Annotated in this window: 24 protein-coding genes and 1 pseudogene; 5 read left to right on the forward strand and 20 right to left on the reverse strand. The window is 46.0% G+C overall.

Annotation, left to right across the window (positions count from 1 at the left end):
- Window positions 1-24: 24 nt before the first annotated feature.
- Window positions 25-1449, reverse strand: coding sequence for a glucuronate isomerase (gene uxaC / locus BAZ21_RS00755; RefSeq protein ID WP_068496197.1), 1425 nt, complete (start codon window positions 1447-1449; stop codon window positions 25-27).
- A gap of 541 nt (window positions 1450-1990) precedes the next feature.
- Between uxaC and alsS the strand changes: the two genes are divergently transcribed.
- Window positions 1991-3688: an acetolactate synthase AlsS gene (alsS, locus tag BAZ21_RS00760; protein ID WP_176718082.1), complete on the forward strand. Its 1698-nt coding sequence runs from the start codon at window positions 1991-1993 to the stop codon at window positions 3686-3688.
- Between the two features lie 161 nt (window positions 3689-3849).
- Window positions 3850-4596 carry an acetolactate decarboxylase gene (gene budA / locus BAZ21_RS00765; RefSeq protein ID WP_068496199.1) on the forward strand — a complete coding sequence of 249 codons (747 nt, stop codon included), beginning with the start codon at window positions 3850-3852 and terminating at the stop codon, window positions 4594-4596.
- Between the two features lie 157 nt (window positions 4597-4753).
- Here the strand turns inward: budA and BAZ21_RS00770 are convergent, their stop codons facing one another.
- The 3 genes from BAZ21_RS00770 to murI form a co-directional block, all read right to left on the reverse strand.
- A complete protein-coding gene (locus tag BAZ21_RS00770) occupies window positions 4754-5239 on the reverse strand; it encodes a tetratricopeptide repeat protein (RefSeq protein WP_068496200.1) in 486 nt (161 codons plus the stop codon).
- 150 nt (window positions 5240-5389) lie between these two features.
- On the reverse strand, window positions 5390-6370 hold the full coding sequence (locus BAZ21_RS00775; protein ID WP_068496201.1) for a S8 family peptidase: 981 nt from the start codon (window positions 6368-6370) through the stop codon (window positions 5390-5392).
- Between the two features lie 187 nt (window positions 6371-6557).
- The gene (gene murI / locus BAZ21_RS00780; RefSeq protein WP_068496202.1) at window positions 6558-7361 is read right to left on the reverse strand and encodes a glutamate racemase; all 804 of its coding nucleotides are present in this window, start codon (window positions 7359-7361) and stop codon (window positions 6558-6560) included.
- 286 nt (window positions 7362-7647) lie between these two features.
- On the opposite strand from murI, the gene BAZ21_RS00785 reads away from it, so the two are divergent.
- A complete protein-coding gene (locus tag BAZ21_RS00785; RefSeq protein WP_068496203.1) occupies window positions 7648-8274 on the forward strand; it encodes an FMN-dependent NADH-azoreductase in 627 nt (208 codons plus the stop codon).
- Between the two features lie 78 nt (window positions 8275-8352).
- Here the strand turns inward: BAZ21_RS00785 and BAZ21_RS00790 are convergent, their stop codons facing one another.
- The 10 genes from BAZ21_RS00790 to zwf all read right to left on the reverse strand — a co-directional run bounded on the left by BAZ21_RS00790 (window position 8353) and on the right by zwf (window position 17444).
- Window positions 8353-8931, reverse strand: coding sequence for an NAD(P)H-dependent oxidoreductase (locus tag BAZ21_RS00790; RefSeq protein ID WP_068496204.1), 579 nt, complete (start codon window positions 8929-8931; stop codon window positions 8353-8355).
- A 151-nt stretch (window positions 8932-9082) separates the two neighbouring features.
- Window positions 9083-9394: an ArsR/SmtB family transcription factor gene (locus BAZ21_RS00795; RefSeq protein ID WP_068496205.1), complete on the reverse strand. Its 312-nt coding sequence runs from the start codon at window positions 9392-9394 to the stop codon at window positions 9083-9085.
- Between the two features lie 60 nt (window positions 9395-9454).
- Window positions 9455-9964 (reverse strand): hypothetical protein, encoded by a 510-nt coding sequence (locus BAZ21_RS00800; RefSeq protein ID WP_068496206.1) that lies wholly within the window; start codon window positions 9962-9964, stop codon window positions 9455-9457.
- Window positions 9965-10137: 173 nt separating this feature from the next.
- The gene (locus BAZ21_RS28770; RefSeq protein ID WP_176718083.1) at window positions 10138-10293 is read right to left on the reverse strand and encodes a hypothetical protein; all 156 of its coding nucleotides are present in this window, start codon (window positions 10291-10293) and stop codon (window positions 10138-10140) included.
- Between the two features lie 670 nt (window positions 10294-10963).
- A complete protein-coding gene (locus BAZ21_RS00805; RefSeq protein WP_068496207.1) occupies window positions 10964-12049 on the reverse strand; it encodes a lactonase family protein in 1086 nt (361 codons plus the stop codon).
- A gap of 67 nt (window positions 12050-12116) precedes the next feature.
- Window positions 12117-12563, reverse strand: coding sequence for an OsmC family protein (locus BAZ21_RS00810; protein WP_068496208.1), 447 nt, complete (start codon window positions 12561-12563; stop codon window positions 12117-12119).
- 54 nt (window positions 12564-12617) lie between these two features.
- Complete coding sequence (locus BAZ21_RS00815; RefSeq protein ID WP_068496209.1) at window positions 12618-13826, reverse strand: MFS transporter; 1209 nt, start codon at window positions 13824-13826, stop codon at window positions 12618-12620.
- A 351-nt stretch (window positions 13827-14177) separates the two neighbouring features.
- Complete coding sequence (locus BAZ21_RS00820; RefSeq protein WP_068496210.1) at window positions 14178-14852, reverse strand: SOS response-associated peptidase; 675 nt, start codon at window positions 14850-14852, stop codon at window positions 14178-14180.
- 147 nt (window positions 14853-14999) lie between these two features.
- Complete coding sequence (gene gnd, locus BAZ21_RS00825; RefSeq protein WP_068496211.1) at window positions 15000-15893, reverse strand: phosphogluconate dehydrogenase (NAD(+)-dependent, decarboxylating); 894 nt, start codon at window positions 15891-15893, stop codon at window positions 15000-15002.
- Between the two features lie 48 nt (window positions 15894-15941).
- Window positions 15942-17444, reverse strand: a complete 1503-nt coding sequence (zwf, locus tag BAZ21_RS00830) for a glucose-6-phosphate dehydrogenase (RefSeq protein WP_068496212.1) — start codon at window positions 17442-17444, stop codon at window positions 15942-15944.
- A 291-nt stretch (window positions 17445-17735) separates the two neighbouring features.
- On the opposite strand from zwf, the gene BAZ21_RS00835 reads away from it, so the two are divergent.
- Entirely contained in the window at window positions 17736-18056 is a 321-nt protein-coding gene (locus tag BAZ21_RS00835; RefSeq protein WP_007430161.1) for a winged helix-turn-helix transcriptional regulator, read from the forward strand.
- Window positions 18057-18197: 141 nt separating this feature from the next.
- A complete protein-coding gene (locus tag BAZ21_RS00840; protein ID WP_068496213.1) occupies window positions 18198-18527 on the forward strand; it encodes a hypothetical protein in 330 nt (109 codons plus the stop codon).
- Window positions 18528-18537: 10 nt separating this feature from the next.
- Here BAZ21_RS00840 and BAZ21_RS28365 read toward each other — a convergent pair.
- The 6 genes and pseudogenes from BAZ21_RS28365 to BAZ21_RS00865 all read right to left on the reverse strand — a co-directional run.
- Window positions 18538-18663: pseudogene (locus BAZ21_RS28365) on the reverse strand (pyridine nucleotide-disulfide oxidoreductase); the annotation flags it as partial.
- Between the two features lie 89 nt (window positions 18664-18752).
- A complete protein-coding gene (locus BAZ21_RS00845) occupies window positions 18753-19355 on the reverse strand; it encodes a nitroreductase family protein (protein ID WP_068496214.1) in 603 nt (200 codons plus the stop codon).
- 107 nt (window positions 19356-19462) lie between these two features.
- Window positions 19463-19747, reverse strand: coding sequence for a hypothetical protein (locus BAZ21_RS00850; RefSeq protein ID WP_084011480.1), 285 nt, complete (start codon window positions 19745-19747; stop codon window positions 19463-19465).
- A 145-nt stretch (window positions 19748-19892) separates the two neighbouring features.
- Window positions 19893-20219 carry a (2Fe-2S) ferredoxin domain-containing protein gene (locus BAZ21_RS00855; protein WP_068496216.1) on the reverse strand — a complete coding sequence of 109 codons (327 nt, stop codon included), beginning with the start codon at window positions 20217-20219 and terminating at the stop codon, window positions 19893-19895.
- A gap of 32 nt (window positions 20220-20251) precedes the next feature.
- Window positions 20252-20752: a metallophosphoesterase family protein gene (locus tag BAZ21_RS00860; protein WP_068496218.1), complete on the reverse strand. Its 501-nt coding sequence runs from the start codon at window positions 20750-20752 to the stop codon at window positions 20252-20254.
- A 24-nt stretch (window positions 20753-20776) separates the two neighbouring features.
- The gene (locus BAZ21_RS00865; protein ID WP_068496220.1) at window positions 20777-21211 is read right to left on the reverse strand and encodes an Rrf2 family transcriptional regulator; all 435 of its coding nucleotides are present in this window, start codon (window positions 21209-21211) and stop codon (window positions 20777-20779) included.
- Between the last annotated feature and the right edge of the window lie 66 nt (window positions 21212-21277).

Consider the following 21277-nt stretch of genomic DNA (forward strand, 5'->3'; position numbering starts at 1 on the left):
AGCTATTGCGTTGACATACAAGTGTCACTTGCTATGAACAACGGTGGGGAAATTAAAATATTGCTCGGCGTTATTGTAGCAAATATTTTGTACCATGGCTCCAAGCAGCTCCATATCCTCAGGCGCCTTGCCCTCCTGAACCCACGTTCCGATCAGATCGCAGAGTATGCGCCGGAAATATTCGTGGCGTGTGTAGGACAGGAAGCTGCGAGAATCCGTTAGCATACCGATAAAACGGGACAGCACCCCTTGGTTGGCCAGCAGCTTCATCTGCTCCTGCATGCCTTCGATATGGTCGTTAAACCACCACGCAGTACCAAACTGAATTTTGCCCACGGTTCCACCGGATTGGAAGCAGCCCGCAAGACTTGCCAGCACTGGATAATCAACCGGATTAAGCGAGTACAAAATGGTTCTTGGTAATCCTCCTGCCAGCTCCTGCGCGTCCAGCAATGCCGCCAGCGAGCGGGCAAAGGAGCCGTCATTTACGGAGTCGTAGCCGGTATCCGGTCCCAGACGGCGGAACATAGCGGTGTTATTGTTGCGCAGTGCGTGAATATGGTACTGCATGGCCCAGCCAAGCTCTGCATACTGCTTGCCGAGGAATACCAGCACGTATGATTTATATTTCGCCTCCTCTAGCGGAGTCACACGGCCTTCCTTCAGCGCCTTGCCGAATATAGCTGCCGCTTCTTCCCGTGTCGCTTCCTCATAGACTACAGTATCCAGCGCGTGATCGGATACCCGTCCTCCAGCAGCATGGAAATGGCGCACCCGACTCGCCAGCGCATTTAAAAATCCTTCAAAGCCGGAAACATTCAGGCCGCTGACCTCACCCAGGCGGGCTACCCAAGGCTGGAAGGTTTCACGATTAATTTCCAAAGCTTTGTCGGGGCGGAAGCTTGGCAGCACAGCCACTGGGAAATCGCTCAGCTTGCTGATTTGTTTATGGTATTCAAGGTGGTCCGTTGGATCATCCGTGGTGCACACAACAGTTACCTTTGAATTCACAATCAGATCACGTGCCCCAAAGCCCTGTCCCTGCAGCTTTTGGTTCACTTTCTTCCAGATCAAAGGTGCGTTCTGTTCATTTAGCAGCTCATAGACACCGAAAAAGCGTTGAAGCTCCAAATGTGTCCAGTGGTACAGCGGGTTACCGATCAGCGTAGGTACGGTTTGTGCCCAAGCCAAAAACTTGTCATAATCTTCGGCATCCCCCGTAATTAAGCGCTCCTCTACCCCATTGGCCCGCATCAGTCTCCACTTGTAATGATCTCCGTACAGCCAAGCTTCCGTAATGTTTTTGAATTCTTTATTTTCATAAATTTCCTGCGGACTTAAATGACAATGATAGTCGATAATCGGCATATCCTTGGCATACTGATGATACAAAATTTCAGCTGTGGGATTGCTTAACAAAAAGTTTTCATCCAAAAATGCTTTAGTCATTACTCTCTCATCCCTTCTATAGTCCTCTTTCCAACAAAATTGTTAACGTTAACAAAAATGATTGTATTCTGCCCATTATTTAGCAATAGCATTCTGCATAACTTAACAGGTCACGTTATCACACAAAATAAACAAGCTCTATTACGATCCTGCTTGTCATATCCCTCTGGATCATTTCACCTTAAATTTAATGTTTACGTTAACAACAATTACATTGTAACCGCTATCCTTTGCAGAGGAAAGTGATTTTTATCATGTGGGATGACAAAAAATAGACAGGAACCCGATACAGGCATGCGAAAACCAGTATTTCGTGTGCTTCATACGAAGTAACTTTTCCTTCGATAGGAATTCCATTTTCACATCTCCGCACTTTGCAATTTCCCCCTTTAAGCAACACTTTGAAAACGAATTCAATGTTTTTTTCCATTTTTCTGAAAATTTCACTCTTGAAAATACCAGTTATTGTATTATAATTGTCATACGCATCCATTGTTTTACATTGAAAGTATTTCAATATATTTCAACACGAAAAGAAGAGGTGATTGCATTGAGTACAAAAGTGCAAGATGTCCAAGCAAAGACCGTTACGAAAGGAGCTGACCTTGTTGTCGATTGTTTGATCAAGCAAGGAGTAACGCACATTTTTGGCATTCCAGGTGCCAAGATTGATTCCGTTTTTGACGTTCTTCAAGATCGTGGTCCAGAATTGATCATATGCCGTCATGAACAAAACGCCGCCTTTATGGCAGCTGCGGTCGGTCGATTAACTGGGAAACCAGGCGTATGTCTTGTTACCTCCGGCCCCGGTGCATCGAATCTGGCGACAGGACTTGTCACCGCTAATGCGGAAAGTGATCCCGTTGTGGCTCTTGCTGGTGCAGTCCCAAGATCCGAACGCTTGAAACGCACGCATCAATCTATGGATAACGCCGGACTATTCGAACCCATCACCAAATACAGCGTCGAAGTAGAACATCCTGATAATGTACCGGAAGCTATTACCAATGCATTTCGGATTGCGACCTCAGCCCAGCCTGGAGCAACTTTTGTCAGTCTGCCCCAGGACGTGTTGACTTCGTCATCCGAAGTAACAGCTATTGAAAAGCTTTCCCTTCCACAGCTGGGAATTGCGCCAGACGGGCTAATCAAGCAAGTCGCAGGCCAAATCAAAAAAGCCAAGCTGCCCGTACTTCTTCTCGGTATGAAAGCCAGCACTCCTAAAGCCACAGCAGCCATCCGCGCACTCATTCAAAATACGGATTTGCCTGTAGTCGAAACATTTCAGGCCGCTGGAGCCATCTCTCGTGAGCTGGAAAGCCACTATTTCGGAAGAGTGGGGCTATTCCACAATCAACCAGGCGACATGCTTCTTGCGGGCGCAGATCTGGTACTGACGATTGGCTATGATCCTATAGAATATGATCCAAAAAACTGGAACATTCCCGCAAATCGAACCCTGATTCACCTGGATGATCATCAAGCGGATATCGACCATGATTATCAGCCAGATTACGAGCTTATCGGTAATATAGACCTGATCGTAAGCAGCCTCGCAGAGGAAATACCTACCTTAAAGCTGCCTAAGGCCTCATGCGCCCAGTTGGACCGACTTCGCCAGGATTTGAATGATCAGGCTGCTATTCCTGCACGCAAACAAAATGATCTGATTCATCCATTACAATTCATTCGTACATTACGCAGCCTGATTGATGATAACGTCACGGTCACCTGTGATGTGGGTTCACACTACATTTGGATGGCCCGATATTTCCGTTCCTATGAACCGCGGCGCCTCCTGTTCAGCAACGGGATGCAGACATTAGGCGTAGCTCTGCCTTGGGGTATTGCTGCCACACTTGTCAATCCTGGTCAAAAGGCCGTTTCTATTTCTGGTGATGGAGGATTTCTTTTCTCATCCATGGAGCTCGAAACCGCCGTACGTCTTAACTCTCCGCTCGTGCATATCGTATGGAGAGATGGAAGCTACGACATGGTCGCTTTTCAGCAAAAAATGAAATACGGCAGAACTTCCGGTGTAGAATTCGGAGATGTAGACGTTGTGAAATATGCCGAAAGCTTTGGGGCAACCGGTTTGCGCGTGCATGGCCCGGAAGAACTGGAAAGTGTGCTGCAGCAGGCACTCCATACCGATGGTCCCGTGGTCGTCGATGTTCCGATTGATTATCAGGATAATATCCAGTTGGGACGTAAACTGCTTCCTAATCAGTTAAATTAACCTTAACCAGGCCTCACTCGTGACAGCTTCGTGACAATGAAGGAGTTTAACGTTTTTTTATGCTTTTTTTGAGTTGTTCATGTTATTTACTGAAAATTTACGTTTATTATTGAAAAAGAAAGAAAATAAATGCATACAATTACAAAAGGAAGTGTATTGCCATGACCGTTGCAGAACTGGAAAACAAGGAAGAAACTGATCATGATATTTACCAAACGTCCACCATGCTTGCTTTATTAGATGGTCTTTATGACGGGGTCGTTACCTTCGAGGAACTGCAAAAGCACGGGGATTTTGGGCTCGGTACATTTGACCAGCTCAATGGTGAGATGATTGCGTTTGATAGTGAATTTTATCACTTGCTTCCAGACGGTACGGCCCATCGTGTACAACCGGAAGAGACTACTCCTTTTTCCACAGTCACCTTTTTTCGTGAAGATTTCATATATACCATTGATCGCCCCATGCATCGCGATGAGCTGGAAGCCCTGCTGCTCAAGCTGTTTCCAAGCCGCAATTTATTCTATGCCTTCCGTTTAGATGGCACTTTCCGTGAAGTAAAAACACGGACCGTGCCTCACCAAGTGAAACCTTATAAGCCTTTTATTGAAGCAACCAAGTCACAACCTACCTTTACTTTTAATGAAGCTTCCGGTGTAATTACAGGATTCTGGACACCTGCCTATGCGCAAGGTATCGGAGTAGCCGGCTTTCATCTTCATTTTATTAACGACGAACGTACCGGAGGCGGCCATGTCTTTGATGTAGTCGTCGAAAAATGCACCATCCGCTTATGTCAAAAATCCAATCTGCATCTGGTGCTGCCCGATACACCGGATTACTTGACCGCCAACCTGTCCAGAGAAAACCTGGATAAAGAAATCGCTGTTACCGAAGGTGCGCAATAATCGCAGGGTATAACTCATCAAGATACGGACCCTATAGCTAGACACTAGACAGCAAAAGATCACAGTCAGGGAATGAGGCTTACCGCTTTCCGACTGTGATCTTTTTTTATGTACGAACGTGTAGCGCAATGCTGCTTTAGCTCTCACTTGGGCACACTTATGCCTCAATCTGGTCCAGCTTATCTGCATAATAATGAATGGCACGGGCGTACTCCTGTGTTGATAAGTCAGAAGTCGTTTCAGCCAACTCCATGAGCAGCCCCTCCATGGCCTTCCCGTGTTCACCCAGATTATATAACACCATAGCATAAAATACCCGAAACGGCCTGTAATCTGAAAATTCGTCCATCCCGGTTTCCAGCCACGCTTTTGCTTTGGTGTACTCTCCCAGCACACGATACGTACTGCCTAATCCCAGAATGGCACCTTTCCTCGATTCTGTAGACAACGTCATAGCTAGACTTTTTTCATAAAAAGAGACTGCTTCCCTCTCCAGGCCTAAAGTATCATGCGTCCAGGCTGTCTGATACCATAGCTCCGCATCATTTGGCTCCTGTTCCAGTGCTTTTAATAGAAGCTCACGCGCTTGCTCTGCCAGTCCTGTGCGTCTTAGCTCGCTGACTTTTGCAATAATACGATCCACGCTAATCCTCCATTTCTTATTCTCATCTTTATCCTTGAGATATATGTTACCTGACATTTAAATACGATGTAAATGGAAATTCCCCAAAAATATGAAGCACAAACAAAGACTCTCCGCTCAGGAGAGCCGCTATAGATCCGTCGTTAAGGCTTATTTTACCTTGAATGAGCCCGCACTCAGTATTCCTGCTACACGCTGGGCATCGAAAATACGCGAAAGCTCCTCCACTGCCGTTAGGTACAATAGCCCGTTGCCTTCCTGCTTAGGAGAATTGCCGAGTGGAATTGTGCGTTTGATGAGCTGTGCGTACAGCTCCGGTTCGGTGAGATGACGCTCAAAGCTCGCATTCGCCAGCTGCTTAATCAATGCCAAAGCACCTGCTACGTGCGGGGTAGCCATCGAAGTTCCGCTAAAGGTCGCATATTTGCCGCCCGGAACGGTGGACAATATATCCTCTCCCGGTGCAACCAAATCCACTTCATTATTGGAGTTGCTGAATTCCGAGGTATGTCTGTCAAAGTTTACTGCACCTACGCTGATCACTTCATTATAGCAGCCGGGGTAACCGAGCTCGTCCGTTCTCTCGTCACCGTCTCCCTCATTGCCAGCTGCACAGATGACCAGGATTTGGCTGTCCACTGCCTTTCGCACCGCTTCGTGCAGCTCTGGCACATCCTCGGGGCCACCAAGCGACATTGAGATGATATCTGCCTTTTGCTCAATCGCATAATAGATGCCCTGAATAATCCAGTCGTATTGGCCGGAGCCCTGCTTGTTCAGCACTTTGATAATGAGCAGATCCGCCTCAGGAGCGACACCCACGACACCATGCTCATTTTCCGCTGCCGCGATGGTTCCTGCCACATGTGTACCGTGACCGTTGTAATCCTTGAAAACTTCCGGATCGCCTCCATCGTCATCCGTGAAATTCCGGCCGCCAATAATGCGCTCCTTCAAATCAGGATGGTCCGAATCACAGCCCGTGTCCAGCACGGCCACCTTCACTCCACGGCCTCGGGTCTGGTTCCATACCGCTGGAGCCTGAATCAGCTCTACACCTCGCGGTATTTCATTCACTTGTTGCTCCTGCCTGATCACTTGGTAAGGAATGATATGCACTTTACGTTCCATCCTATTCCCTCCTTCATGGATACAATCGGAAACCATCCGTCTATGAAACTTTGAAACCCTTTAATAAGTGTATTGTTTGAGGTTACTATATTCTAGCAATTTTTGAAAAGTTTGAACATCCCCATTTTGCTTATTTCTGTAAAAAAACAGACACCCCCATCATTTTCCTGGAGAATGTCTGTTTTATTTAAAAATATATCTTTTCATGCTCCGCATAGATTTCAAGCGCGCGTTCCATCTTATGCACGTAGGCTTCATCCTGACTGGAACATAGAAATGTAACGTGCCCCTCCTGCAATGGACCCGCTTTTACCGGAGATGCCAGTAAATTACGCTCGGACAGCACCTGTTTTAATCGTCTAACCGTCCCCTGGCTCCCATCGATTAGCTGAATATGAGAAGGCAGCAGTTCCTTCAGAATTTCCTTATAAAATGGATAATGCGTACATCCCAAAACGACTGTACCATATATATCCAGGTTAAACGAAGACAATTTACGGTTAAAATATTCGAACAATTCTGTCCGGTCAAAATTTAGCTGCTCACAATATTGCACAAGCTCCGGCAGAGGTAGTGAGTCCACACTTCCATGATCGTCAACTCTGGATACCAGCGCTGCATAACCGGATTGCTTTAAGGTTAGCGGTGTGGCTAATACCAGTACTCTTTTACCATTCGCTCGATTCATCTCTACCGCAGGCTTCACTGCAGGCTCCATGCCAATAATCGGGATAGAATATTCTTTCCTCAGTTCCGCAACCGCAATACTTGTCGCGGTATTGCAGGCAATGACCAATGCCTTAACCTCTTCTTTTAGAATCGTTTGTACTGAAGCCTTGACATATCCGCGCACCTCTTGTGGTGTTTTCGTCCCGTAAGGAACATGAAGCGTATCTGCCATGTATACAAAACTTTCGTTCGGCAGCCGTCTTAACGCCTCAGATAATACCGTAATTCCACCTAGTCCTGAATCAAAAAAACCAATTTTCAAGCTGCTCACCTTTTTCGTTCAACTGTTGTACCGCATCTTGCCGGCAACGTCGTAACTTCATTTTTTACCTATTCATCCATACTCTCAACTGCTCATATTTAAATTTTACCGCAAAACTGATAATTTGCAAAAGAAACACATGATTTTTACAGTGTAAAAAATAAAGCGGCTTTTTAAAATAAATTTAATATAAAAGAGTTGACAGAAATTATCTTTATATTGTAATATTACGAGGTAACTTACTAACTTAACTTACTTATTCAATTTACCTAGGGGGAAATATTTCATGTCTAAAGTATTGTTTGTCAAAGCTAATGATCGTACAGCCGAAGAATCTGCAACGGTTAAATTGTATAATGCCTTCGTGGAAAGCTACAAGTCTTCCCACCCATCTGATGAAATCACTGAGCTGGACCTGTTCTCTGTCGAGCTTCCTTATTTGAACGCCAACATGATTAACGGTACGTTCAAATCCGCTAGAGGCTTGGAATTGAACGCTGAAGAAGCTCGCCTGGCCAACATTGCCAATGGCTACCTGGATCAATTCCTGGCAGCAGACAAAGTGGTATTTGCTTTCCCGCTCTGGAACATGACAATCCCTGCAGTATTGCATACGTACATTGACTACCTGAACCAAGCTGGTAAAACATTCAAATACACTGCTGAAGGTCCTGTGGGCCTCGTAACTGAAACTAAAGTTGTCCTGTTGAATGCAAGAGGCGGCGTGTATTCCGAAGGCCCGGCTGCTGCTGCTGAAATGTCTTTGAACTTCATGAGCAACATCTTATCCTTCTTCGGTGTAAAAGACATCGTGAAGGTTGTACTGGAAGGACATAACCAAGCTCCAGATCAAGCACAAGAAATCGTTGCATCTGCTGTACAACGCGCAACAGAAGCAGCAAAATCATTCTAATACCATATATATGATCAAAAGAGGATATCCGCACCCCGTTGGGGATGGATATCCTCTTTTTTTGTTATTGATATTCCGTTATTTTTGGCCCCTACCGGAGAGGGCCGGACGCCCCTCTACATAGTTGACGTAATCTGCGACATACTTCTCGAGCTGTTCATCGCTCACTTCGCGAATTCCGCTCACTACAAAGTGCGGGCGGTAGATCATTCCGGTGTAGTTAGCAGTCTGCTGGAACGGCCGCAGCAACTCGCTGTAAGAGTAATTATGAAGGCCTCCGGCTTGGAACATACTTTGAGCACCTCCCGAAGAGATGGCGATGAGGAGCTCCTTGCCTTTCAGCTTATCGCCTCCTTTGCCGTGAGCAAAACCGAGCTCGAATACTACATCCAGCCATTTTTTCAGCAAAGAGGGCGAGTTGTACCAGAAAAGTGGAAATTGAAGCACGATACGGTCGTGAGCCGTCAACAGCGCTTGCTCACGTACAACGTCGATCTTTTCGTCCGGGTAAGTCTCGTAAAGTCGATGAACGGTAACATTGCCTCTTCGTTCAAGCTCTACCGTCAATCGTTTGTTAATGCGGGACGCCTTCAAATCCGGATGCGCAACGATAACGAGTGTTGTAGCACTGCTGGACAGGTTGAAATGATTGGACATATGTAACAGCTCCTTTTTTCATCATTGAAACAATTCGAGATATGTCGATTTGTTGAGTAGAATAAAAAAAGATTAATTCATAAATCTCGAATTATCGATTTGTATTTTATATAAAAACTGAATTCAAATGTTTTGAATTCAGTTTTTATTACTAGAGGTCTTGCTGAATGTAGGAAGCAATTTGTTTTATTGCTTCTTCATCTCTTTTGTAATATGTCCATTTTCCTAGTCGAGTCGCTTGTATAAGTCCCGCCCGCTGCAGGAGAGACAAATATTGAGATGTTGTTGATTGGGTCATATTCAGTTTTGCTGTAATCTGACTAACACATACCCCAATCTCAATAAGATCGATCCCTTCCTGGGCCCCAAAATGGGCTTTAGGGTCTTTTAACCACGCTAAGATTTGAAGACGTGCTTCATTAGACAGTGCCTTAAATACTTCAATTGGGTCAGTTGGCTTCATATAACCATTATATCGACGTTTCTCGATATGTCAACTCATTTTCATGCAATACCTTGTATGTTAAGGAATGAATTGCTGCACGATTTTAACGATCTTGCCGTCACGCAGCGTCACATGGTACGGAAATTGGCTGAGGTCCAGTACATCTTTTTTGGCGAAATCTTGTTCAAACTGTTCCAGCGGAATCGACTCGTTCCATTTCACATCTGTGTCTTCAATACGACCGGTATGATCATAGATTTGTACCTCTACCGAAGCATCCGGCGCAACCTGATATACATCATTTTGAACGGAATTGTTTACGATGTAGTAGCCGTCTGGCGCTCCGTCCAACCCTGTATTTCCTTCATGCTCCAAAAACGCCTTGTCCGCCGCCTTACCTTCATACCATTCAATCGGATCTGCCGACAAATAGATTTGTCCGTTACGCATCTCCATTTGGTTTATATATACGGTCTCCTGATTTTCAGCAGGTGTTACGGGCGTGTAGCCTTGTGCTGTTGCTCCCGCCGCCGTCATCAGCATCATCATTAAAGCCAATACTGTCCATTTCGAAGCTAATCTCATCATGTCTGATCTCTCCTTACCGTCTGGGTATGTACACGGTGTCTGTAAGCTTCATTACCCTTGTGCACTTATCATAAACGTTGTACGGTTTAAAAGTGTATCAGATACATAAAAAATAAGTTACGATTTTTTAAGACTTGGTCTTAAAACTTGATTACATGTCCTGCTACTTCTCGTCATCTTATCAAACCGACCTGACGCGCCTGTTCCTCAGTGAGAATAAACTCCTCATTTCCCCACACCTCGTCCTCTTTGGTTACACCAAACATCCCCATAATCTCTATCCAGATTCCTTTGTCGGTGGCTTCCTTTTGCGTAATGATAATTTTCATGCCAATCCCTCCTTTATATACTTTTATCGGTCTCTGTGGCCCGCTACGCGAACAGATGGTTTCTCCGATCGCTGTTGGAACCTGATTTGGCGAACGCTATCGCTTCTCCGAAATCCATCTGCCCGCTTCGTTACTCAGTTTATCCCTGCCATTCTCATTTTTATGATATCGTCTCTAAAAACAACGATCTAAACAAACTGATACCGATGCTCAGGCCAAAATGTATATTTTCATTTAAAACCTCTGACCCTTATATGGAATTCGCAATGCTTGTCCTACATTTACCTATGGAATCATTGTTTCACTTATAACATATGTACCCTTTTCCTACTGAGATTATTCGTATTTTATTTTGTAATTTTGAAGCTTTAGATTACATTCGTGGGTAATGACTTCTTTAGAAACGACTAAGCGTAAAAATAAAAACGGTCGCAGATTAATCTACGAACCGTTTTCTAAAAATCCTCTATGCTTGGTGAATCACCGAAACCATCGCCAAAAGCACCAAAGCAGCGGAGAGGACGGAATTATTCTGAAGAAGCGGAGCGTTCGCCTTTGTCCCCGGATTTCTACCCTTGAACATACAATCAAGAAATCCGGGGGCGGCAGCGATCGGAAGAATGATCCGTCCTCGTAGCGGTCACATCCCGCATACCGTTACTTAGTCATTTTACACGGAAAAGTAAAAAGGCTGTACACATACCGGCTTGGATACGGTTACTTGTTGTCCGGTATAGGTTAAGCGGCCGCTTGCCTTGTCTACTTTGAATGTAACAATGTTGTTCGTGTCACGGTTTGCCACCAGCAAATGATCACCGTTTGGAGTCAAAGCAAAATGGCGCGGATGCTCGCCTTCGGCAGACACATGCTCTACCAAGCTCAGCTTGCCATTTGCTCCGTCTACAGCGTACACCACAATGCTGTCATGACCGCGATTGGAACCGTACAGATAAGCACCATCCTGCGAAATTGCAATTTCAGCGGTTGTGTTTTCGCCAGTAAAGTCAGACGGCAATGTTGGTACACTCTCCAGCTCAGTGAGCTTGCCAGCTTCTGCATCATATGCAAAAGAAGTAATGGAGGAATCCACTTCGTTAATAACAAAAGCAAACTTACCGTTCGGATGGAACGTCAAGTGGCGTGGACCTGCACCTGCATGAGTTTTGGCTTCACCATGAAGCACCAGTTGACCTTTACTAGCGTCAATGGTGTAGATACGGATCAGATCCAGACCGAGATCTTGTACGAACAGGAAGCGACCGTCAGGGCTAAAGAAGCTGGAGTGAGGATGTGGACGATCCTGACGCTCAGGATGCGCTCCTTTTCCTTCATGCTGCTTCACATCCAGCAACTCACCGATACGTCCATCCTCAGTCAGAGACACCAGTCCCACCATACCTCCGTGGTAGCTGACTACGATAAGGAAACGGTCGGATGGATCACGCTGAATGTGGCAGGTTGTTGAGCTGACATTTTCGGCGCGATTCAGCAATGTAAATGTTCCTTTGACCGGGTCAATTTCAAACGCAGCAGCCTCGCCTACCTTCGCTCCGCTAGCCGAAATCGTCTCACCAATGGAATACAGCTTCCGATTTTTAACGTCCACATTCAGGAATGTAGGATTTTTCAATCCGGAGAACTCATCCTGTAGTGTAAGTGCGCCAGTCTCTTCATTAAAAGTGTACGCATACACTCCACTACCTTCCAATTCGGCGTAAGAGCCTGCGAATACGAGCAATTTTTGTTGTGCTGTCATGGTTTTGTCCTCCTTGAATTAGAAAATAATGGCAATTGGAATGATTGCTCCTGGTTCAAATATCGCTTTAAGAGACGCGTTCCACGGCAGGCTCTGTAGACAAAGCCACGTTTCCCGCGATGGCACGCGAGATCATGCAGGATGTTTCCGCCTGCTCTGTCAGACGTAACGCTTGTTCGATCTGCGATTCTAACGCATCAGCGGCCAGCTGAACCCGCGGACGATGCACGATTCGACGATATGTAAAAATATTGTTCGTTACATCGACAATCCCTTCGGATTCCAGCGCCAGGGATGCTACCGGGAGACTGGCACGCTCCATCATAGCTGCCAAAGTAATCAAATAGCAGGTTGCGGCAGCACCGAGCAGCATTTCATCCGGATTCGTACCCACACCGGGGCCACCCATCTCAGCCGGGATCGAAATCGCAGTCCGTAGCTGTCCGGCTTCAATACGGCCATCGCTGTTGCGTCCCCCATTCCAGTCTGCCTTGAGCAGAAAGGTATGCTCCATTTCAGGTCACTCCTCTCTCTTGTATTATGAATCTTTACATAGGTGAATGTAAAGTTAGTCAACCTCCTGATTTTTGGTTTCGGTCCCCAACAACCCTACAGCGGCTGCTCCAATCAGGATAGCGACGAAGAAAATCACAAAGATAGCGGATAACCCAATGCCCTGTCCTACCAGTATACCAACCACCAATGGTCCGATTACGCCCCCGATACGGCCAAACGCAGCCGCCATACCCACACCGGTAGAACGGACGGCCGTCGGATACAATTCCGGTGTATATGCATACATCGCTCCCCACGCGCCGAGATTGAAAAAGGACAAGCAAATCCCAGCGGCCAGCAGCATCCCTGCCGTTTCCGCGGTTCCGAACCAAATGGCAGACACCGCCGTCAGCAGTAAATAGAGGATCAGGACGAATTTGCGGCCCAGCTTTTCAATCAGATACGCGGCGGTAAAGTAACCTGGTAATTGTGCAAGTGTCATGATCAGGACGTACTCAAAGCTTTTAACCAGTTCAAAACCTTTCATAAACATCATGCTCGGCAGCCACAGGAACATACCGTAATAGGAAAATACAACCGTAAACCATAAAATCCACAGCATTAGCGTAGACTTGCGATTCGCTCCCGACCAAATAGAAGCCAAACGTTCCCGTAGCGGAAGCTTGACGCTCTGCTGCTTGTAGCGCGGTGAATCCTCAACAGCCCTGCGCAAATAAAGAGCGTACAGCGCAGGTACTGCGCCAAGAATGAAGGCCATCTGCCAACCATACTTTGGAATGACAAAATAGGCAATAAGGGCCGAAAGAATCCAGCCTGCCGCCCAGAAGCTTTCCAGTAATACAACTGCTCTCCCTCGCTCCTTTACAGGCACCGATTCCGACACCAGCGTCGAAGCTACAGGCAATTCCCCGCCCAAGCCTGCGCCGGCAATAAAACGCAGCACCAACAGCATCCCAAGGCCCGTCGCAAAAGCAGACAGACCACTGGCAATGGAAAAAATTAGCAGTGTCCACACTAATATAGCGCGTCTGCCGTAGCGATCAGCTAAAATCCCGGCCAAAGCGGCCCCAAACACCATTCCTATTGAATTCATCGAAGTCACCAGGCCAATTTGCTCTGAGCCCAAATGCCACTCCTTGGCCAGCGCTGCGACTATAAATGAAAGCAGTCCTACATCCATGGCATCAAAAAGCCAACTGAGCCCCGCGCTAAACAGCAGCTTCCTTTTCTTAGCTGGTGGTAATGAAGTTAATTCACTCATGATTCGCTCTCCCCTAAATGCATCATATACAGCCGTATATTCAGATGTCTTGTCACCTGTAGCCTAGCATCTATTGTACCGCAAGCCTCCTGAATCTGCGAGTATTTTACGCAGAAAAAAACGGAAGATTGCCTACGGCAATTCTCCCGCCTTCTGGAACCTGCCACTTACCGGTTTTGGACCAGACCGATGATCGTCACCATGAGCACCAGCAGCTGGATGAGTGTATCGTTACTCATTCCAATCGCCTCCATCCCATATGAGATACTCCTTCGGCCGTTTCCCCTCTCCCCGGATCATGAGCTTGTTCCCCAATACATACTTATGCAGGCGGCGGGCAGTTTATGATCTTTAAGGTTTAATCCAGGAATATTGCAAATCCATTTCCTGAATGCATTCGCGATTATCGTGTTCATCATTCGCCACCAGCGGAGTCACCGGATAGATGCTCATATCGCCTTGCTCATATGTGCGCAGTAACGGCAGCAATTCATCGACGTTTTGAATGGACGGGTTCAGCCATGCATCAATATGTTCGGGGTCCAGAATAGCCGGCATACGACTGTCGAATTCACGTATATCCGCATTGGCCTGGACTGTCATCATCGTACAGGTACGCAGCGGCTCCTTACGACTATCCTGCCATATTTCATATAAGCCCGCGACCGCAAACATTTTCTGTTCCGGCAGTACCACTCGTACAGCACACATGCGTTTACCTAATTTTCTCCAATAATAAAATCCGTTGCAAGGAATGATGCAGCGCCGGGTTTCAGCCATCTTGCGATAGCTCGGATTTACCCGAAGCGAATTTAAGTCGGCGTTGACACAATCCTTGCCCCAATAGGGGATAAATCCCCAGCGAAATTCATCTAGTACCCGCTCTCCATCCTGATGCAGCACAATCGGGACATGCTGGGTGGGACTCATGTTATAACGTGTTTTGTAATAGTACATCACCCGCTGTATACCAAAATGATCCCTTACCTCATCCAAATCAGCCGATAACGAAAATCTTTTGCACATAAGCTCTTCTTCCTTCCGCCTTTTTCACCTATTGTGCGGATATACAAGGAAAAATATGCATACAGCTCAAAAGCGCATGGCAAAAGCATATAGCAATATCCCCGCAGTTGTGCAGCTACGGGGAATACATACTACCTGAGTTCGGTTTTATTTCTTTTCAACTGCATGACCGCCAAATTCATTGCGCAGTGCAGCAACCACTTTACCATTGAACGTATCGGTGTCAAGAGAACGGTAACGCATCAGCAGGGACAAAGCAATGACCGGAGTCGCTGCCTGAATATCCAGTGCTTCCTCAACTGTCCATTTGCCTTCACCGGAAGAGTGCATAACCCCGCGGATTTCATCCAGATTCGCATCCTTGGAGAATGCACGTTCAGTCAAGCCCATCAGCCAGGAGCGGATAACGGAGCCGTTGTTCCACACGCGCGCTACTTTCTCATAGTCAAAGTCAAAATTGCTTTTCTCCAGCACTTCAAATCCTTCACCGATGGAAGCCATCATGCCGTATTCCACACCGTTGTGAACCATTTTGAGAAAATGTCCGCTACCGGATTTACCTGCATACAGGTAGCCATTTTCCACCGCTGTATCGCGGAAAATAGGCTCAACAATCGCCCATGCTTCCGGGTCGCCGCCAATCATGTAACATGCACCATGGCGTGCGCCTTCCATACCGCCGGACGTTCCTGCATCCATAAAGCTGATGCCGTATTCTTTCAGACGGGTATGACGGGCAATGGACTCTTTGTAATGAGAGTTGCCACCTTCAATAATGATGTCCCCTTTGGACAGCAATGGTTGAAGCTGATCCAGCACCGAATCAACAATTTGATGGGGAACCATAATCCACAGGACTCTTGGAGACTGGGTTGCCTGTACAAGCTCTTCCAATGTGGAAGCACCCGTAGCACCATAATCCTTCATTTCTTGAATCGCAGCTGCATTCACGTCATAAGCAACAACTTCATGCTGATGGTCGATCAGGTTTTTTCCGAGATTCAAGCCCATTTTTCCCAAACCAATTAGTCCAACTTGCATTGTAAAGGCCTCCTGCCGTAGCAAAATATATTGTCTATTTGTTAATGTTTATGAACGAACAACTGCTTTTTCAGAACTGTTGGACTTTTGGTCCAACCACCATGTAAAGCCTTGTTCCTGCAACAATTGATCTGAAGCTTCCGGACCATAGGAGCCTGCTGCATAGGTGTGAAGCGGAACTTCTCCACGAGCAAAAGCTTCCAGCACGGGTTGTACCCACATCCATGAAAGCTCAACTTCATTCCAGTGAGCGAAAAAGGTGGAGTCGCCGCGCAGCGCATCAAAGATGAGGCGCTCATAAGCTTCCGGTACATCCTTGTCCTCAGAATCATAGTTCATCAGAACCGTTTCCAGTTGACCATTGTTCAGCGGGTCTTTACTGTTCAGACGCAGGGTTACTTTTTCATCAGGGTTCACATGAATGATAAGTAAGTTTGGTTCAGATGGCTGCCCTTGTGCAGCATATGGATCTGTACTGTCTTGTTTGAATTCCACGACGATACGTGTGGATTTTTCCTTCATGCGTTTGCCAGTGCGAATATAGAATGGTACGCCTGACCATTGCTCATTGTCAATCCATAGACGGGCTGAAATAAATGTATCATTTTGTGAATCAGGCTCAATACCCGGTTCTTCTTTATAGGAAGGAACTGCGTTTCCGTTAATCTCACCACTCGTATATTGCCCTCTAACCACACTGGAAGCAATATCGGAAGGATCAAGCGCACGCAATGCCTGCATAACCTTGCTTTTTTCGTCACGCACCTGATCAGCCGTTACATGTTCAGGCTTGTTCATGGCAGCCATCATCAGCACCTGCAGCATGTGATTTTGTACCATGTCACGAATAGCTCCGGAATGATCGTAGTATCCAGCACGTTCTTCAACCCCTACGATCTCGGAAGCGGTAATTTGTACATTGGAAATGTACTGATTATTCCATACTCCTTGAAGCAATGGATTAGCAAATTTCAAGGCTTCCAGGTTTTGCACCATCGGCTTGCCCAAGTAATGGTCAATACGATAAATCTCATCCTCAGCAAATGTTCTGCTCAAACGATCATTCAGCTCACGTGCGGATTCCAGATCATGTCCAAACGGTTTTTCGATAATAAGTCGTTTCCAGCCTTTGGTTTCGGCCAGACCGCTTTCCCGGATATTGAGGGCAATCACATCAAAAAATTCCGGTGCCACCGATAAATAAAACATGCGGTTCCCCGGAATTCCCAAATCATTTTCACGCTGTTCAGCAAGCTGCAGCAGCTTTTTATAATCTTCCGGATGATTGACGTTCAAAGCGCTATAGCGGAAAGCACTCAGGAATTGATCCATCTGTGCACGGTCATCATTCACGTGTCTGGAGAAATCCTTAATGGATTGCTCTACATTACTTTGAAACTGCTCATCAGCCACTTCACGGCGCCCCATCCCAATTACAGAAAAGGAAGCCGGAATTTTACCTTCTACAAACAAATTATACAAGGCAGGGTAAATTTTGCGTTTCGCCAAATCCCCTGTCGCTCCAAATAAGACAAAAGTCATTGAATCCATGAATTATTCCTTCTTCCCATTATAAAAGATGAGGTTATTAAAAGTTACCTGAGGAATTAACGTAACCCATAATACACCCAAAATAAGGGGCAAGTCAATCAAATTTTAGCAAATTCGTGAACATTCGAAATATCCTGCAATGATAACGTTTTCTGTGGTATGATTGACGAAAGGAAAGAGAAAATAATGTTAAATCTGTCACAGTTGCTACAACATGATATAGTTACTATTGGTATACAGAGTTACTTTTAGTATACTGTTTAAAACAACAATGAAATTGAGGGGATTCAGATGAGCGACGACAGGCAGCCCAAGCTTTTGTGCGGTAAGGTGGAACAATCCTTTCAGATCATCAGCAAAAAATGGACCGCTCTCATCATTCATACTTTGATGGAACATCCCAAACGATTCAGTGAAATTCACGTCTCCATACCTGATCTTAGCAAACGTATGCTGAACGAACGCATCAAGGAACTAGAGCTTTCAGGCCTAATCCTTCGCAATGTCATTACAGAGCGGCCTGTGCGTACCGAGTATTCGCTGACACGCAAGGGAAAGGAACTCGGTGATGCATTGAATGGTGTAGAGAGCTGGGCCGAAAGATGGCTTTAACCACCAACAGGAGATCGTCCTACACGTCTCCTGTTATTGTGTTACCTTTTAAGGATCATAATACAGGCTAACGTACGAAAATAATGGTACAACCACGCGGGCAGTCTATGATTTGGAATGAGCCCAGAAAGGATGAGATGGATGGCATTTGGCATTACCCGACAGGAGCTTGCAGCCTGGAAAAGAGAGGTTAGTCGCGGTGAAATTGCTTTTCTGACGCATTACTGGCTGGATGATCGTTTTCCAGGAATTACAACGGTTACCAAGGTAGGCTGCTCTAATTTGGACAAGCTGCGCTTATGGTGCAGCAATAACGGTTTGGACTCTCGATATATTCATCAGCGTCAGCCCTATCCTCATTTTGATTTGATCGGCAGCAAGCAAACGGAGATTTTACATAAATACGGCATGAGCGATCAGTTGAAACGCTTCGGCCAGCATCTTCAAACGAGTATACATCCACCCTTTTGAACCGCAGCTCTTAGAGTTGCGGTACTTTTGTTGGCATACCGGATAGCACCTTGTGTATCCAAATAGCGGCCATCGCCCCTTCTCCCGTCGCTACAGTCACTTGCTCGGCATGGGCTCCCAAATCGCCAACTACCCAGTCACGTAACGAATGGAATGACAAAAAGCACTGTGGATACCACAGTGCTTTCTCAGGATGAAACCTGACCTGATCGTATATTGTCTGACTTATTTAAACGTTTTTACGCGTTCTTCTACAGGTTGGAATTCTTTATCACCTGGTTGGAAGGTTGGTTTACCGAATGGCATTTCAGCAATCAGCTTCCAATGTTCAGGGATGTTCCATTCATTTTTTACTTTTTCGTCAATCAAAGGGTTGTAATGCTGAAGGGATGCGCCCAGTCCTTCTTGCTCCAGTGCCGTCCATACTACCAGTTGCAGCATACCATTGGATTGATTGGACCAGATCGGGAAATTGTCCGCATACGCTTCAAATTGTTGTTGCAGACCCGCTACAACGTTGTTGTCTTCAAAGAACAAGACCGTTCCGTAGCCGCTGCGGAAGCCGTTCATTTTCTCAGCAGTAGATTTGAATTGCTCTTCGTTGCCTACAACCTCACGCAAAATATCCTCAGTAATATTCCACAGTTTGTCATGCTGCTCTCCGAGCAATACTACTGCGCGTGAAGTTTGGGAGTTAAAAGAGGTAGGTGTATACTTAACAGCTTCCTCTACAATCTCTTGAATCTTTTGATCGGAAATGACTTGTTCTTTGCTAATACCGTAATAGGAGCGTCTTTCTTTCAAAGCTGTGAAAAAGTCTTTAGCCATTTTGTTACCTCCTGAGAAAAATTAATTACTTTTCGTAACTAAATATATATTACACTTATCTTAATGTCAAGAGATTTCTTTTTAAATATTACCACTTGCCTGATGGTTTATACATCGCCTTTGTATTTTTTCTCACTGGAAGAGGTGTGCTTGCTTACGTCCTTGTCGAATTCCTCCTCGCGTTCCATCTTTAAATCTTCTATGGGAATAGCATCTACTGTCTGCTCACTCTCAAAACGATCAAACAGGCTCTTCTGCTCTGTCGGATACTGCTCCGCATGATCCCGGCTTAAGGGCTGCTCCTGTGCATCATGCTCTGTCACTCCTCTCCCTGTCCGTTCTTTCCCGCCATTCTGATTCTGATGGTGCAGTTCATCGTCAAATGAGGTCATTGTTGTTTCCCTCCCTATCGGCTTGGTTGTCCACAGTATACTTTTACCTTTCAGAACATGGATTAAACCAAAAAAGAGAAAATCTCCGTAAAGATTTTCTCTTCAAAGGTTTTCTCTTCCTATGCCTATTTGATCACTTACTGGATTATTCCGGACGGGATTTGCCTACGCACTCATGAAAAAGATGAGTTTCCAGCTTTTCTCCCTCTACGAGCTTCTGTACCAGCTGTGTCCCCGCAGCAGCCGTCATCTGGCCATACCAGTCGCCTTGAGGATATACGATCACAACCGAAGCATCGTGACAACGGCCATTACAGCGAGTTCTGGTCGTATGAATATAAGCGTCTGCGTTTTGTTTACGAATTTCATCCCGGATTGCTTGTGTCACTTCTTCACCCTCATGTCGCATACATGTACCTCCATTACAGATCAACACATGGTGCTTCATCGGTTCTAATTCAAATATAGCCATAGCTTCCCCTTTATTCAACGGTTGTTGTTTGATTAATGTTTATGTGGATAAAGAACAAGCTTTGCTTCCAAGCGTCCACCTATAAGGTTTAGCACAATAAATGAGTATTCGTCCTCACCACGCTTGTCAGTCGGAGAACCGGGATTCAGGACAAGCAGCTCTCCCACCTTTTTGACCACCGGAATATGCGAATGTCCGTAAATCAGACAATCCAACGGTTCTCCCTTAAACGTATTCAGCGCAATATTCTCTGTAGAGCCGCGCCAGCCGTGCCCGTGAACCATACCAATCCGTTTGCCACCGGCTTCAACGATTCGTTGATAGCCCAAGCGATTTACGATGTCTATTCCATCATTGTTTCCGGCAATTCCTTGCACAGGTGCAAATTCCGCCAAGCGTTCATATACGAACCAGTCCGTCCAGTCTCCGGCATGGAGAATGAGATCACTGTCTTTTAACTCCTGTACAAGCCGACTCGGAAGCGCCTTGCTTCGGTACGGCATATGAGTATCTGATAGTACGACGATTTTCATATTCAATTCTCCTTACCGGCGTCTCTACACAGACGAGCTCTGGTGTTCAACCCGCTGCTGGAGTGCCTGTTCCAGATCCCGCAGCGTAACGGTCTCGAAAAACGCCTGTATTTTTTCTTCAGCTACGGTATATAAACCGTCTAACAAAGCGTCTATGTTTTTGCCTACCTCACAATTATGATTGCTGTCGGTATGAATGGCGAACAACGGGCCTTCATCTTTGGTCGCTTCATATATCATTTTAAGATTAATATTGGTACTCGACATGCTCAAACGAAAGCCGCGTGCTCCCGGCGATGAGTCAACCAGACCGGCTTGCTTGAGTCTGCTCATAATTCTTCTCACGACGACCGGGTTCGTATTGATGCTTGAAGCGATCAGCGTCGAAGTCATTCGCTCCGGCGCTCCTTCAGCCAGTAGAAGCAGACAATGGATACTAACGGAAAAATGGGTACTCATGTTAACCACCTTTATATGTGTGCCTCATTAAATGTTGTTGTAAAATGCATACCTACATCATACCAC

Source organism: Paenibacillus kribbensis, assembly GCF_001705305.1.
In the GTDB taxonomy this organism is placed as follows: Bacteria; Bacillota; Bacilli; order Paenibacillales; family Paenibacillaceae; genus Paenibacillus; species Paenibacillus kribbensis_B.

Coding starts and splice junctions, on each gene's coding strand:
- uxaC (WP_068496197.1), bottom strand. CDS start 1,449: ATGACTAAAGCATTTTTGGATGAAAACTTTTTGTTAAGCAATCCCACA.
- budA (WP_068496199.1), top strand. CDS start 3,850: ATGACCGTTGCAGAACTGGAAAACAAGGAAGAAACTGATCATGATATT.
- BAZ21_RS00775 (WP_068496201.1), bottom strand. CDS start 6,370: ATGGAACGTAAAGTGCATATCATTCCTTACCAAGTGATCAGGCAGGAG.
- BAZ21_RS00785 (WP_068496203.1), top strand. CDS start 7,648: ATGTCTAAAGTATTGTTTGTCAAAGCTAATGATCGTACAGCCGAAGAA.
- BAZ21_RS00790 (WP_068496204.1), bottom strand. CDS start 8,931: ATGTCCAATCATTTCAACCTGTCCAGCAGTGCTACAACACTCGTTATC.
- BAZ21_RS00795 (WP_068496205.1), bottom strand. CDS start 9,394: ATGAAGCCAACTGACCCAATTGAAGTATTTAAGGCACTGTCTAATGAA.
- BAZ21_RS00800 (WP_068496206.1), bottom strand. CDS start 9,964: ATGATGAGATTAGCTTCGAAATGGACAGTATTGGCTTTAATGATGATG.
- BAZ21_RS28770 (WP_176718083.1), bottom strand. CDS start 10,293: ATGAAAATTATCATTACGCAAAAGGAAGCCACCGACAAAGGAATCTGG.
- BAZ21_RS00805 (WP_068496207.1), bottom strand. CDS start 12,049: ATGACAGCACAACAAAAATTGCTCGTATTCGCAGGCTCTTACGCCGAA.
- BAZ21_RS00810 (WP_068496208.1), bottom strand. CDS start 12,563: ATGGAGCATACCTTTCTGCTCAAGGCAGACTGGAATGGGGGACGCAAC.
- BAZ21_RS00815 (WP_068496209.1), bottom strand. CDS start 13,826: ATGAGTGAATTAACTTCATTACCACCAGCTAAGAAAAGGAAGCTGCTG.
- BAZ21_RS00820 (WP_068496210.1), bottom strand. CDS start 14,852: ATGTGCAAAAGATTTTCGTTATCGGCTGATTTGGATGAGGTAAGGGAT.
- gnd (WP_068496211.1), bottom strand. CDS start 15,893: ATGCAAGTTGGACTAATTGGTTTGGGAAAAATGGGCTTGAATCTCGGA.
- zwf (WP_068496212.1), bottom strand. CDS start 17,444: ATGGATTCAATGACTTTTGTCTTATTTGGAGCGACAGGGGATTTGGCG.
- BAZ21_RS00835 (WP_007430161.1), top strand. CDS start 17,736: ATGAGCGACGACAGGCAGCCCAAGCTTTTGTGCGGTAAGGTGGAACAA.
- BAZ21_RS00840 (WP_068496213.1), top strand. CDS start 18,198: ATGGCATTTGGCATTACCCGACAGGAGCTTGCAGCCTGGAAAAGAGAG.
- BAZ21_RS00845 (WP_068496214.1), bottom strand. CDS start 19,355: ATGGCTAAAGACTTTTTCACAGCTTTGAAAGAAAGACGCTCCTATTAC.
- BAZ21_RS00850 (WP_084011480.1), bottom strand. CDS start 19,747: ATGACCTCATTTGACGATGAACTGCACCATCAGAATCAGAATGGCGGG.
- BAZ21_RS00855 (WP_068496216.1), bottom strand. CDS start 20,219: ATGGCTATATTTGAATTAGAACCGATGAAGCACCATGTGTTGATCTGT.
- BAZ21_RS00860 (WP_068496218.1), bottom strand. CDS start 20,752: ATGAAAATCGTCGTACTATCAGATACTCATATGCCGTACCGAAGCAAG.
- BAZ21_RS00865 (WP_068496220.1), bottom strand. CDS start 21,211: ATGAGTACCCATTTTTCCGTTAGTATCCATTGTCTGCTTCTACTGGCT.